A 15,180-nucleotide genomic window follows, 5' to 3' on the forward strand; every position below is an offset into this window, starting at 1 on the left:
GTAAACTTTTTTGATTATAAAAAAACTTGTTATCACTTATCTTAGTCTATGCTTAAACAGAACTTACAATTAAAGCTTTCTCAAAAACTATCTCCTCAACAGATTCAGCTGATGAAGTTGATTCAACTACCTACTCAAGCTTTTGAGCAGCGCTTAAAAGAAGAGTTGATAGAAAATCCAGCCTTAGAAACTGGAAAGGAGGACACTGTTGAAGCAGATGAGTTTTCCAATGAGGAATACGACGATTACGATAACGAAAGAATCGATACGGAAGACATCAATATTGATGAGTACTTAAGTGATGATGAAACTCCCGATTATAAGTTACAATCCAATAATTACAGCAGCGACGATGATGATTATGAAGCGCCAATTATTGCCACTGTTAGCTTTCACCAAGATTTAATCAACCAACTCAATACTTTTATCCTAAACGATTACGAAGGCAGCATCGCCGAATTTTTAGTAGGTAGTATTGATGACATGGGTTATATCCGTCGTGAAGTACAAGACATCGTCGATGATTTGGCTTTTACACAAGGTATTTACACCGATGAAGCCACTGTAGAACGCGTTTTACACATCATTCATGAGCTTGAACCGCCAGGAGTAGGTGCCCGTAATTTACAAGAATGCCTGTTGTTACAGTTGCGTCATAAAACACCTAGTGAGGCTATTGATTTAGCAAAAGACATTATCGAAAACCAATTCGAGGCCTTTACTAAAAAGCATTACGACAAAATGTTGCAGAAATACGGTATTACCCAAATGCAGCTGCGAAAAGCCATAGATGAAATAGAAAAGCTAAATCCGAAACCCGGAGGTGCCTTTGCTGGAAATTCCAAAGCCATCGAACACGTAGTTCCCGATTTTGCTATCAAAATTGTGGAAGGCGATTTAGAATTGACTCTTAATGGTCGAAATGCACCGGAATTACACATTTCGAAAGATTATCAAGAAATGCTGCAGACCTATAAAGAAACTGCCGAAAAACCATCGACAACGCAACGCGATGCCGTACAATTTATCAAACAAAAACTCGATGGAGCCAAATGGTTTATAGAAGCGATTAAGCAACGCCAAGAAACCCTTTTTGTGACGATGAATGCCATTATGGAATACCAAAGAGAATATTTTTTAGACGGGGACGAAACCAAACTTAAACCGATGATTCTAAAAGATATTGCCGACTTAATTGGTTTGGACATATCGACAATTTCCAGAGTAGCCAACAGTAAATACGTAGAAACGCCTTATGGCACCAAATTGATAAAAACCTTTTTCTCAGAAGCCATGATTAACGATCAAGGTGAAGAGGTATCAACTATAGAAATAAAAAAGATTCTACAAAACATCATCGCAGATGAGGATAAGCTTAAACCATATCCCGACGACAAATTGGCCGACTTATTAAAGGAAAAAGGATATCCGATCGCGCGTAGAACGATTGCAAAATACAGAGAACAACTGGATATACCAGTAGCGCGTATGCGTAAAAAGATTTAATTGTAAATCGCTGTGTCATAAGGCAAACAAAAACCTTTTTCACAGCGCACAAAGAAATAGTAGCACCCATGAAATCGATGAATAGGTTTTTAGCATCATTTTCTTATCTCTTTCATCCGATTGTTATGCCCCTTTTGGCCATAAGCCTCTATTTCTTACTTACTAAAGAATTTTTTAAACCTTTGGAAATCGTCATCACCTTTGGACAGGTATTGATCATGACCTTTCTATTGCCCATAACCCTATATTATTTCTTGCGCTCCATGCGGCTACTAAAATCATCTATAATGATTGAAAGTGCCAAAGAGCGAATAATTCCAATATTAATATATATCGCCATATTAATCATTTTAAAAGATTTCGTTTTAAAACACAATCGTACGTATGAATTTAATATTTATATCTGGGGATCGATTTACACCTATGTATTGTTATTATTAAGCATCTATGCCAAAAAGAAATTTAGCGTCCACGTAGCTGCTTTAACAGGCTGTATAACCTTCTTTACCTTGTTGTCCGTCAGGTATTATGTTCCCAATACCATTATTTTAAACCTATTGGTACTAATTTTGGGATTAACAGCCAGTTCTAGACTGTATTTTAAAGCCCATAACTCTTCGGAAATTATATTTGGTTTTTTGTTTGGTATGCTCCCGCAAATCGCGTTTTGGTATATTGCCTTTTATAAGATATAAAACATCAAACCGGCATTAAAAGCCTTAACTTTATTATTACTCGGTGGAGCAACTTGATTTTTGTAAATAGAATTTAAACCGTAATACATATAGACATTCCATGTATTAAATCCAGCCGATATATACACCCCATACACCCATTTATTTAAATCGCCGTTATTTTTACTAGTAAATTTAGCCATATCATTAGAGGTAACCGCTTTATCAGTTATCAAATAACACGCTTTAAAACCGGTATAAATACGCCAAAATTTATGACTGTCCGGAGTAGAAGTTCTCCAACGAATTTCTAATGGAAAATCCAAATAATGTAACGATATGGTATTTCGATCATAGCTCTCCAAAACTTGTGAAGGAAATTCAGCCCCATTAGATGGCGCTAAGTTATGATGCAAATTCAGATAAGAATATCCAACACCTGGAGCAATAGCCCAAGTACGCGCAGCATTCACGGGAAAATCCCGTACAAAACCCGTCTGAATTCCCAACGAAAGTGAGCGCTGACGAAATCCGGGTGGTTTGTCTTGTAGGATGGAATGGGTAATACCAAAGTAAAATTGATCTTCCCTATACTTGGTATCGCGTATCTTAACCGTATCTGTTGCAATACTATTATCAACACTCTCTTGCGCTATTGCTAAAGAACTGATTAATAAAACACAACCAACAATAATCTTTTGAAACATAGATTTGTTTTTTAACGGTACTAAAGTACTAATTCGCGATTAGTAAATCGTGATTAGCGTATAGTAATTTATAAAATCGCCCATTTGCGAATCTTCGATATGCCTAAAACAAATAAACCAAACCTATGGCTAAAATCTGCTTGATTTGAAAACGAGGCCCTTCAATAACCTGTACCCCATTTTTTTCTACCTTGTTTTTTATATCGTCGTCGTAAATAATATGGGTTCCAATATTTGCGCGTACGTATTGATTGATTTTCATATCCAATTGCAATTGCCAATCAATATCAATATTTCCAAAGCGATTAAAATAATCCGAATACAAACTCAATCGATGATCGATAAAGATATTTTTAAGAATCTCCTTTTTCCATTGATTCGTTACCAATAATCCGACTTCAGATTTAGACCGCTTCCCATGTCTAATCACTTCTTTCTGTTCATTATAAATGGCTTTATCCACACCAAATGCCCCTTGATCAGCTAAACGTTGATCAGCTACAAAAGTTGATTTTAAAGTTAAAGGAGAAAAATAAACAGTCACCCCTCGATGTGGCAATGAATATTCCGCCCCTGCACCGACAAACAAATAGGCGGGTGCAAACAACTTAGAAATAGGCAAATCGGTATTCGGATAAGAATACCCATTGGCGAATTGCGTATTAAAATTAAACTTTGCGGTATAATACCAATCCGAAATTTCAGAACTTTTATAACCAATAGTCGAATTCAATTGAAAGGCATCATCGGTTTTACGAGATTCCCTGCCTTCCTGTTGATTTAATCCATAACGCAAAACCAACTCACTATCCCAATTCAAACGTCCTTTGACATATTTACGTTTAAAATCGCCCTTAAACAAGCCTGAAACAGAATTATCACCTCCAGCACTCCAATTGACAAAGGAGATTTGATTGATATCCAATCCCAGTCTATTGTACTGTACCCAATATCCAATCACAGTATCATTGACGGTCAAAAAATTCAAGTCTATCTTTTTTGGATTTAAATCCAAGGGTTTAATGTCGAATTTTGGTTGATTATTAGGAACAAAAACCACCGGTCTAAAAAAAGGTAACGACAAAGAATCGGTATAGTGTATGGTGACACTTTTAGTTCCCATCCCATCATAGCCAAAATTATCGGCCTTCTGCAAATCCATCAACGGATTAAAAGGGTTTCTCTTGGTAGTTGGGGTATTTACAACGGTATCTTTCGCCACCGAAAAATCGACTAAAGACGCAGTAGACCCCGCGGCTTGTAGCGACGATGAAACACTCATTACCAAGATCATTATCAATAAAAATCGCAGTAGAACTGGGCGGTTATTCTCTTTTATTTCCATGTATTTATTATATTCAGTACCGATGACACATCTATTCCGCATTCCTCTTCTTGTTCCAATACAGAGGCTTGTTCTATAAATGTATCGGGAATACCTAAAATCTTAACGCTTACTTCAGGGTAAAATTCAGCGGCAAACGCAGCTATTTTACTTCCAAATCCACCTTCCTTAGCTGCCTCCTCAATTGTATAAATATGACTATAAGTTTGTGCAATACGATGCAACTCTTTCTCATTAAGCGGTTTTATAATTGGAAAATGATAATGTGCTCCCAAAGCAGTTGTTGAAGCTTCAAAAGCTTTAATCACATTATTTCCAATAGTTCCGGTTGAAAGAATGGCAAATTTATGGCCTTTTCTCAATTTATGAATATTTTCAATATTAATTTTTTCAAAAGGTTTTTTCCAATTTGTTAAAACGCCTCGTCCTCTAGGATAGCGAATAGCTATCGGTTTACCTAATCCCAACTGAGCGGTATACAGTAAATTTCGCAATTCCAATTCATTTAAAGGTGCGGCAATAATCAAATTGGGAATGCAATTTAAATAAGCGATATCGTAAACACCTTGATGTGTCGCCCCGTCTTCACCCACTAACCCAGCGCGATCCAAACAGAAGATCACCGGTAAACACTGTAATGCCACATCGTGTATCACTTGATCATACGCGCGTTGTAAAAAGGTAGAATAAATCGCACAAAAAGGCAACAATCCCTCCGTAGCCATACCAGCTGCTAAAGTCACAGCATGTTGTTCGGCGATTCCTACATCAAATGCCCTATCGGGAAAAGCTTCCATCATATATTTCATCGAACTACCTGTAGGCATAGCAGGAGTGATGCCAATAATTTTAGGATTTTGTTGAGCCAGTTCTACCAAGGTCAACCCAAATACGTCTTGATATTTAGTAGGCAACTTTGAATCATCAGCAACTATAAGTTCTCCGGTTAAAGAATCAAATTTACCAGGAGCATGATACCGCACCTGGTCCTCTTCGGCCTGTTTTAACCCCTTGCCCTTAGTAGTAATCAAATGTAGAAAACGGGGCCCTTGTATATCCTTCAAACGCCTTAGCTCTGCTATCAGTGCGGGTAAATCATGACCGTCAATAGGTCCGGAATAATCAAAATTCAACGATTTAATCATGTTGTTATCGCGATGATTTCTACCGGTCTTTACTGCGGTTAAATAGTCTTTTAAAGCTCCAACACTAGGGTCGATTCCAATAGCGTTGTCGTTGAGAATTACCAATAAATTTGCCGATGTTACTCCGGCATGATTCAAACCTTCAAAAGCCATACCGGCAGCGATAGAAGCATCACCAATTACCGCGATATGCTGTCTTTCAAAATCGCCTTTAATTTGTGCCGCCAAGGCCATCCCCAAAGCCGCTGAAATAGAAGTTGACGAATGACCTACTCCAAAGGTATCGTATTCGCTTTCTTCTCGTTTGGGAAAACCGCTTAAACCATTTTTTCTCCGATTGGTTTCAAACACCGCTCTACGTCCGGTTAATATTTTATGACCATACGCCTGATGCCCTACATCCCACACCAATTTATCAACAGGGGTATTAAAAACGTAGTGTAAAGCAATAGTTAACTCCATCACTCCCAAACTGGCTCCCAAGTGCCCCTCTTTTACAGACACAACATCGATGATAAACTGCCGCAACTCCACCGCCAAATCGGGCAAAACAGATTCAGCTAACTCACGCAATTCATTGGGAGAATTTATTTCTGATAGTATTTTAAATGCCATTGTTTCTACGAATAAGACCCAAAATTACAATATTGTTTTTACTTTTGGACTTAGTTAACGCAACACCTATTTAAAATTAGCTTATGGAAATGCTCTTTACCGACGAATATTTTATGGAAATCGCTTTAAAAGAAGCTGAAACAGCCTTTTCTCAAGGAGAAATTCCCGTAGGCGCCATAGTAGTGTCAAACAATCAAATTCTCGCACGTACACACAACCTTACCGAATTGTTAACAGATGTTACAGCTCATGCAGAAATTCAAGCAATTTCATCTGCAGCTAATTATTTAGGTGGTAAATACTTAAAAGATTGCATTTTATACGTAACTTTAGAACCTTGTAATATGTGTGCCGGTGCTTTATACTGGAGTCAAATTACAAGAGTGGTTTTTGGTGCTGAAGACCACAAAAGGGGCTATCGAGCCATGGGCGGCCAACTACATCCAAAAACCCAGCTGGAATTTGGCATACTCGAAGATCGCTGCGCTGCGCTGATGAAGTCCTTTTTCAAAAAGAAAAGATAAAAATTGTTTAACATTAAAGTTGTGCTATGAAATTAAAAACATGGTTGTTGCTCTTGTTGGGTACACTTGCCCTTCAATCTTGTAAAAAGTCGTCCAAAGACTTTAACTCGGATCCCTCCCTATTTACAGAATATATTACTAGCTACACATCGGGTTTAATATCTACCAAAAACCCTATTCAAATTGGCTTACAAAGCCAAACAACCCAATGGAAAGCCAATCAAGAAATCGACGAAAAACTATTTAGTATTTCACCTCAGGTGTCTGGAAAAATCGTATATCTCGCCAATAATTCCTTGAGTTTTATACCCGAAAAAAAACTGGCTCAAAATCAAGAATACCAGGTAACCTTCCACTTATCTAAAATCAGTGAAGTTCCCAAGGAACTAAAAGATTTTAAATTCACGGTCAAAACCACTAAACAAGATTTTGCCGTCGATACTTGGGATTTCCAATCTGTTGGAGAAAATTACTATTTTTTAAATGGAACAATCAATACGAGTGATTGGATGTCAACAGCAGAAGCCCAAGAATTGATTAGCGCAAAAACAGCTACTAAAAAAAGCCGTGTTAAAATCATTGGAAAAACGGAGGAAACTCGATTTTTCTCTTTTGTAATTGACAGTATCCCTAGAGACGCGTCGGAAGGGCAACTGGATATTCAATGGGATGGAAAATCGCAAAAAATCGATCAAAAAGGAAATATAGCCTTAGCGGTACCTGCAAAAAACTCCTTTAGAGTTATCCAAGCTAAAATAAGTGACGACAGCAATCAGTCTTTCTGGATTAACTTTTCCGACCCTATAAAGCGCAACCAAAATTTTGATGGATTAATCACTATTGAGCACAACGACGATATCAAATTTAGCGTTGATGGCAACTCGATTAAAGTTTTTAGTGACACCCCCTTTGACGGAGAAAAAACCATCACTTTATTTCAGGGTTTGGAGAATGTAAACGGAAAAAAAACAACTCAAACCACAACATTACCTTTGCTTTTTGAACAGCAGAAACCCGCTGTAAAAATTGCAAAAAATGGAACTATACTTCCGAGTTCAGAAAATTTAAAAGTCAACTTTCAAGCGACCAATCTAAAGTCAGTCGATGTTAAAATATATAAGATTTTTGAAAATAACGTTTTGCAGTTTTTGCAAGACAATGAGTTGAACGGAAAATACAATTTGCGAAAAGTGGCAGCACCTATCGCAAAAACCACACTTGATTTATCCACCGGAAATCTATCTTCTTTGAGAAAATGGAGCACCTATGCTCTGGATATTTCCGCTTTGATTAAACCGGAACCCGGAGCTATTTATAGGGTTGAATTTTCGTTTAAGAAAGCGTATTCCCTTTACAACTGCCCACCCAGTACAGAAGAAGATGTAATTACAGAAGACACCGAAGAAACGGAATCAGAAGATTATGATGACGAATACGGCGAATACTACTATTATTACGACTACAATTGGGAAGAAAAAGACGACCCTTGCAAAAACACTTACTATTACAATACTACGGTCGCAACTAATATCTTGGCTACCGACTTAGGTGTGGTTGCAAAAAAAGGACTTAACAATACTTATTTCTTTGCCGTAAACAACATTATCACTACCGAACCGGTGTCCAATGCTTCTATAGAAATCTATGATTTTCAGCAGCAATTATTAACGACCATAACAACTAATGCAGACGGAATTGCCAACTTTACCTTAGATAAAAAAGGTTATTTCGCTATTGTAAAAAAGGACAAGCACACCACTTACATCAAACTCGACGAAGGATCACCACTTGCTGTGAGTAATTTTGATGTGGACGGCGTTAGCTTACAAAAAGGATTAAACGGTTATATTTATACCGAACGTGGCGTATGGCGTCCGGGCGATTTAATTCATGTCGGATTTATACTTAACGACCTCTCCAATCCCCTACCGGATAATCATCCGATTAAAATAAAATTATCCGATCCTTTCGGTAAATTGGTAGAGCAAAAGATACAGTCTAAAAACAAAAACAATCACTACAGTTTTACCCTATCAACACCAGAAAATGCACCTACTGGTAATTGGGAAGCGGTAATCAGCGTAGGAGGCGCTAAGTTTTACAAGCAAATTAAAATAGAAACTATCAAACCCAATCGTTTAAAAATCAAAAACGATATGGAAGGCAAATTGATTTCTTCAACTGGATCGCGTGTCAATTATAATATCCATTGGTTGCAAGGAGCCGTTGCCAAAAATCTAAAAGCAGAAGTACAAGCCAAATTAGTTCCTCAAGAAACTCAATTTAAGGGTTTTGAAAAATATACATTTACCAACGGATTTCAATCCAAATCAACCATTGAGCTCAACCTCTTTAATGGGAAAACCGACGAAAACGGTAATTTTTCCTTTTTTGTAAAACCGGAAACAGGCTTAGAAAACTCTGGAATGCTAAAAATGATACTCGTAAGTAAAGTACATGAAAATGGCGGAGATTTTAGTACAGATGTCTCTACGGCCAGTTATTCCCCTTATACTTCCTATGTTGGAATTGCACCACCAAAAGGAAACAAATACGGTATGTTAGAAACCGACACCAAAAACACTTTTAGCGTTGTTAGCGTAACCGAGAGCGGCCAAAGAAAAGCCAATACAGGAATACAAATCGACGTTTATAAAGTGAATTGGAACTGGTGGTGGGACGCTTCAGACGACAATATGTCCAACTACAGTGCTTCCAACAATCACAAGGCTTATTATACTACGCGTATTCAAACCAACGGATCTGGTTTGGGTCAATTTGACCTTAGCGTTACAGAAGCCGACTGGGGCCGCTATCGCATCGTTGCGACAGATTTATCAAGCGGTCATATTTCGTCAACTGATCTCTATATCGACTGGCCTATTTGGTCTGGAAAAACCAAAGACCACGGTAATGCTGAAGCGGTTATATTAAATATCGCGACAGACAAAAAGGAATATAATATTAAAGAGGAAGCTCAAATCTCATTCCCATCTAGTGAAGGAGGAAGGGCTTTGATATCGGTTGAGAACGGTACAGAAGTATTGGAAACGCACTGGGTGAAAACCACCAAGGGTGAAACCATTTTTAAATTGCCTATACGCAAAGAGATGGCTCCAAACGTTTACCTCAATATAACCTTACTGCAACCTCACGCGTCTACTTTAAATGATTCACCGATTCGATTGTACGGTATTGTACCGATAACGGTAAACAACAAAGAAACCAAATTACAACCGGTTATCACGATGAGTGAAACCCTGAGACCTGAACAAAAAGCCACTATTCAAATACAAGAAGCCTCAGGTCAAGAAATGACTTATACCGTAGCGGTTGTTGAAGATGGTTTGTTAGATTTAACCCGTTTTAAAACTCCAAATCCATGGAATAGCTTCTATTCTAAAACGGCTTTAGGTGTAAAAACTTGGGATATCTACAATGATGTCATCGGTGCTTTTGGCGGTACGATCAACCAAGTATTTAGTATAGGTGGTGACGAAGATTTGGGCGGTGGACAGGCTAAGAAAGCGAACCGCTTTAAGCCAGTAGTAATTTTCTTAGGTCCATTTAAACTTGAAAAAGGGAAAAAGGCCAGTCACGAAATTATGATGCCTAAATACATCGGTTCTGTACGTACTATGGTTATTGCTTCCAACGCTAAAACCATAGCTTATGGAAGTGCTGAAAAAACCAGTACTGTAAAAAGTCCGTTAATGATTTTGGGATCCTTACCAAGACAAGCAGTTCCTACAGAAAAACTTACTTTGCCGGTGACGGTTTTCGCCACAGAAAAACAGATCAAAGACGTTCGCGTCAGCGTAAAAGTCGATGGTAAATTTCAGATCATCGGAGCGTCTACTCAAAATATAAGCTTTTCGGAACCCGACGAGAAAATTGTTTATTTCGAATTGGAAGCTGGAAAAACAACCGGATATACCAAAATAATCATAGAAGCCACATCCGGAAAGGAAAAGGCCAATTATGAAGTAGAGATGAATATTTCCAATCCAAATCCACGAACGTACAAATACGAAGATGTGGTTATTGAACCCAATCAGACCGCTTCTTTAGATTGGAATTCTTTTGGTGAATCGGGAACAAATCAGGCGCAATTAGAGGTATCCAGTTTTCCTGGAGTCAATTTGAGTTCGCGTTTAAACTATTTGATCGCGTACCCGCATGGTTGTTCTGAACAAATAACCTCTGGTGTATTTCCACAACTGTATTTAGCAGATTTTATGGAATTGACCACTGCACAAAAAGACAATATCCAAAGAAATGTTACGGCTGGAATCAATCGATTAAAACAAAACCAATTGTCGGACGGTGGATTCACCTACTGGAGCGGATCCAAGTATTACGACGACTGGACGAGTTCATACATCGGACATTTCTTTATAGAAGCCGAGAAAAAAGGTTTTATCTTACCGGTTAACAGCAAAGCAAACTGGCTGACTTTCCAACAAAAAACCGCACGCCAATGGCGTTACGAACCGCGATACCGAAATGATTTTGCTCAAGCCTATCGTCTATATACCTTGGCTTTGGCTGGTTCGCCAGACCTATCAGCCATGAATAGATTGAGAGAAACTCAAGGGATTTCAAACGAATCCAAATTGAGACTTGCTGCCGCTTATGCTTTGGCTGGTCAAAAAAGCGCCGCACAAAAATTATTGAGTAACAGCAGTCTTGACGGTATGGATAATTACTATTATTACGGTTCTCCAGAACGCAATCAAGCCATGGCTTTGGAGACCTATTTACTATTGGGGCAAAAAGAAAAAGCACATCGCTTGGCCATTGAAATTGCGAATAACTTATCTTCTTCAAAATGGATGAGTACACAAACTACCGCTTATTCACTCTATGCCATTGCATTTTATGCAAAGAATAACAACAGTGCGGATGGCATTCATGTGCAGACCACCTATAACGGCAAATCAGAAACGATAAGCACCAAAAAATCGTTTATAGACAAACGCTTAAGTGTTTCCAATCAAGGCAATAAAATAGCCTTAAAAAACAATTCTAAAAGCACCGTTTATGTTAGAGTCGCCTATAGTGGTATATTAGTAGTTGGACAAGAAATGGTCCAACAAAACGGATTAATAATTCGTTCGGTATTTAAAAACAGCAGCGGCCAGCAAATCAATCCACAAGCCATTGCACAGGCTAGCGAGTTCACTTGTGAAATCACCGTATCTAACGCCACAAATAGAAGGGTAGAAAATGTGGCATTAACACAAATTGTACCATCGGGTTGGGAGATTTCTAACTTGAGGTTTACCGAAGTAGGTGAATCAACTAATCAAGTTGACCATACCGATATACGCGATGATCGTACGAACTTGTATTTCTCCTTAGCATCCAACGCTTCCAAAACGTTTAAAATCACTTTAAACGCATCTTATTTAGGTCGTTATTATATGCCAGGTATACAAGCCGAAGCCATGTACGACGCTAATTACTCCAGTAGAACCCAAGGAATGTGGGTAGAAGTTATCAAATAAAACCAATGCATCGGAACTCTTAGGAGTTCCGGTGTTTTTTAATTCAAATTTTCCACTGTGAAAACAGCTCAGCTTACTCGCTTTTTAAAACGCCATAAATTCAAATGCAGTTTCTTATTGCTTGCATTGGTGGCTTATTATTTTTGTTTGCCCAAACCCTTATTCGACAAGCCGTATTCGACGGTAATCGAAAGTGCGGAAGGATATTTACTCGGTGCGCAAATCGCTCGCGACGGCCAATGGCGCTTTCCCGAGCAAGATAGCGTTCCTTATAAATTCAAAAAAAGTCTGTTGTATTTTGAAGACGAATACTTCTATCAACATTGGGGTCTCAATCCAGTAGCCATAGTCAAAGCAGTCATCCAAAATGCAAAAGCGGGCAAGGTAGTCAGAGGAGGCAGTACTCTAACACAGCAAACCATGCGTTTGGCGCGCAATGGCAAAAAGAGAAATTATTTTGAAAAAATCATCGAAGCCATACAATCAACTCGACTGGAATTTAAATACAGTAAAGAGCGCATATTAACCTTATATGCTTCTCAAGCGCCATTTGGTGGAAATGTAGTGGGCTTGGATATGGCCTCTTGGCGTTATTTTGGTGTATCACCGCATCAACTCTCTTGGGCAGAAAGCGCTACATTAGCCGTATTACCCAATGCGCCCAAATTGATTTATCCGGGTAAAAATCAAGCCATACTTTTAAATAAACGAAATCAACTACTACTTAAATTATATAACGAAAAAGTCATTGATATACAAACTTATGAATTAGCTTTAGAAGAGCCCCTTCCACAAAAACCATATGATTTACCACAAGTCGCACCACATCTATTGACTGAAGTATCAAAAAAAACACCACAACAACGTATAGCAACCACGATAAATTACGAAATTCAAAAAAGGGCCAATCAGATTGCTCAAAACTACTATAATCAGTATAGTCAGTCTGAAATTTACAATCTGTCCATACTCGTTGTCGATGTTAAAACACGAAACATCATCACCTATATAGGTAATTCACCAACTACGATAGCTCATCAAAAAGACGTCGATATTATACAAGCACCAAGAAGCACCGGAAGCATCTTAAAACCGTTTTTATATGCCGCTGTCATCGACGAAGCCGAGCTACTACCCGAAACCTTAATTCCCGACGTACCAACCATGATATCGGGCTATAGCCCTAAAAACTACAACCTGAGCTACGAGGGAGCCGTTCCGGCCAATCGAGCCTTATCGCGTTCGCTAAACATACCGTCGGTGTTGATGTTACAAGAATACGGTGTATATCGTTTTTACGAACAACTGCAAAAACTCAAACTACACCATATTACCAAACACCCCAATCACTATGGTTTATCCCTAATTCTAGGAGGAGCAGAAAGCAATTTATGGGATCTATGTCAGGCTTATGCCGGCTTATCATCTACTTTAAATTACTTTGTTAGTAGCAAGGGCAAATACCGTAATAACGAAATGACCTCATTGAATTGGAACCAAGAAACCATACCCGATTTAGGAAGCAATGCCCTACAAAAACCAGGATTTGGAGCCGGAGCTATTTGGCAAACCTTTGAAGCCATGCGTGAGGTAAATCGTCCGGAAGGTGATGAAGCCTGGAAGTTTTACGATTCGTCTTTGCAAATCGCTTGGAAAACCGGAACCAGTTACGGCAATCGCGACGGCTGGGCCATTGGCGTTAACAAAGATTATGTAGTGGGTATTTGGGTGGGTAACGCTACTGGAGAGGGCAGACCGTCTCTAACAGGCGTTAGCAGCGCTGCACCAATACTGTTTGATGTTTTTAATTTACTGCCACGAACAAATTGGTTCGAAACACCCTATAACGACCTAGAAGAAGCCGATATTTGTATAACAAGTGGGTATTTAGCACAAGAAAATTGCCCTACTAAAAAGGCTTGGATTGTTGCCCGCGCCAAGAAGACAAAAACCTGTCCCTATCACTTTCTCGTACATTTGGATTCCAGTGAGCGCTATAGAGTCAATAGCAGTTGTGAACCCATTGAAAACATCCATGCAAAATCGTGGTTTCAAATACCGCCGATTCAGGCCTTTTACTATAAAAACTATCATGTAAATTATGTCGATTTACCACCTTTTAGAGCCGATTGTATTGCACAAAATGCCTCGCAACTCGATTTTATATATCCAAAACATCAGATGACAATCTATTTAACCAAGGATTTCAATTCGAATCTTCAACCTTTTATAGCGAAAGCAGCCTCATCAACAGGCAACAAAACGCTATTTTGGTATTTGGACAATAACTATCTCGGCACAACTACCAATTTTCACGAGTTTGAGATTAAAACCACCACTGGAACTCATCGATTAAGTATTACCGATACCAACGGGAATGAAAAGATGATTGAAATTTACGTAAATAGCAAATCTTAATCAACTCGGGGAATAGCTGATCCAAAATAAAAATCCGATAGAACAGAAATTGTAAAAACACTTAAACATAAGTATATTCAAAAATAAAAACACAAGAGAAAACGGTTAACTCACTTTAAAACAACAACATATCGAAGCTAATCATTAAGGTATCGGAATAGCAAAACCAATACCGAGACGTATACCGTCTAATGACTTAAAATCCTTGTACGTTTTAAACTCATAGGTATATCCCAGACTAAAATCAATGATACCAAAGAGGCTGATGACCCCATCTGGCGTAACACTCCAAGGTGATACACTCGTTCTCAATTTAAATAGAAACAACGCATCATTGGAATTTAGAAACATCGGACCGCCCTGATTATAAGTATTAAAAACATACACAAAACCAGCTTCGGGAACAACGATAAAATGCTCTTTCATATACCCCATATGGGCAGTTATCGACATATCAATCCGATGATTATTAGCCAATACTTTGGAAACTCCAGGTCCAACTTGAAGGTAATTACCTCCACTATTAATATAAGCAAGATTAAAAATCGGCTTCCAAGACGGCTGAGCCAAGCTTGAAGTAATCCAACAACACACCATAAAAAAAATCCACTTTTTCATATAAATTCATGACAAACACTGATTATACAAAATACACAAATATTTTTAAATCAGCGTATTGCTCAAACAAAAATTATGGAACCGCAGTAACGATTAGCCGAATTAAACAATTCTAAAG

General features: G+C 38.4%; 9 protein-coding genes. 5 read left to right on the forward strand and 4 right to left on the reverse strand.

Annotated elements, in window-relative coordinates:
- Positions 1 to 48: 48 nt before the first annotated feature.
- Together rpoN and KO524_RS03670 are read left to right on the forward strand one after the other, a co-directional pair.
- Positions 49 to 1,506 carry an RNA polymerase factor sigma-54 gene (gene rpoN, locus KO524_RS03665; RefSeq protein ID WP_219290259.1) on the forward strand — a complete coding sequence of 486 codons (1,458 nt, stop codon included), beginning with the start codon at positions 49 to 51 and terminating at the stop codon, positions 1,504 to 1,506.
- A gap of 68 nt (positions 1,507 to 1,574) precedes the next feature.
- Positions 1,575 to 2,201: a hypothetical protein gene (locus tag KO524_RS03670; protein WP_255555117.1), complete on the forward strand. Its 627-nt coding sequence runs from the start codon at positions 1,575 to 1,577 to the stop codon at positions 2,199 to 2,201.
- Here KO524_RS03670 and KO524_RS03675 read toward each other — a convergent pair.
- The 3 genes from KO524_RS03675 to KO524_RS03685 form a co-directional block, all read right to left on the reverse strand.
- Positions 2,189 to 2,887: a porin family protein gene (locus tag KO524_RS03675; protein ID WP_219290261.1), complete on the reverse strand. Its 699-nt coding sequence runs from the start codon at positions 2,885 to 2,887 to the stop codon at positions 2,189 to 2,191. The two genes, KO524_RS03670 and KO524_RS03675, sit on opposite strands and share 13 nt — an antisense overlap.
- 103 nt (positions 2,888 to 2,990) lie before the next feature.
- Positions 2,991 to 4,232 carry a DUF3078 domain-containing protein gene (locus tag KO524_RS03680; protein WP_255555118.1) on the reverse strand — a complete coding sequence of 414 codons (1,242 nt, stop codon included), beginning with the start codon at positions 4,230 to 4,232 and terminating at the stop codon, positions 2,991 to 2,993.
- Positions 4,223 to 5,992 carry a 1-deoxy-D-xylulose-5-phosphate synthase gene (locus KO524_RS03685; protein WP_219290265.1) on the reverse strand — a complete coding sequence of 590 codons (1,770 nt, stop codon included), beginning with the start codon at positions 5,990 to 5,992 and terminating at the stop codon, positions 4,223 to 4,225. The genes KO524_RS03680 and KO524_RS03685 overlap by 10 nt, the downstream gene beginning before the upstream one ends.
- Positions 5,993 to 6,075: 83 nt before the next feature.
- On the opposite strand from KO524_RS03685, the gene KO524_RS03690 reads away from it, so the two are divergent.
- From KO524_RS03690 to pbpC, 3 genes are read left to right on the forward strand one after another with little or no spacing between them, the layout of a single operon-like run.
- Positions 6,076 to 6,516: a nucleoside deaminase gene (locus tag KO524_RS03690; protein WP_219290268.1), complete on the forward strand. Its 441-nt coding sequence runs from the start codon at positions 6,076 to 6,078 to the stop codon at positions 6,514 to 6,516.
- Between the two features lie 26 nt (positions 6,517 to 6,542).
- Positions 6,543 to 12,026 (forward strand): alpha-2-macroglobulin, encoded by a 5,484-nt coding sequence (locus KO524_RS03695; RefSeq protein ID WP_219290271.1) that lies wholly within the window; start codon positions 6,543 to 6,545, stop codon positions 12,024 to 12,026.
- A 57-nt stretch (positions 12,027 to 12,083) separates the two neighbouring features.
- Positions 12,084 to 14,444 carry a penicillin-binding protein 1C gene (gene pbpC / locus KO524_RS03700; RefSeq protein ID WP_219290274.1) on the forward strand — a complete coding sequence of 787 codons (2,361 nt, stop codon included), beginning with the start codon at positions 12,084 to 12,086 and terminating at the stop codon, positions 14,442 to 14,444.
- A gap of 144 nt (positions 14,445 to 14,588) precedes the next feature.
- On the opposite strand, the gene KO524_RS03705 is transcribed toward pbpC, so the two are convergent.
- A complete protein-coding gene (locus KO524_RS03705; RefSeq protein ID WP_219290277.1) occupies positions 14,589 to 15,062 on the reverse strand; it encodes a hypothetical protein in 474 nt (157 codons plus the stop codon).
- Positions 15,063 to 15,180 lie beyond the last annotated feature (118 nt).

Origin of the sequence: Flavobacterium sp. NKUCC04_CG (assembly GCF_019345525.1) — a bacterium.
Lineage (GTDB): Bacteria > Bacteroidota > Bacteroidia > Flavobacteriales > Flavobacteriaceae > Flavobacterium.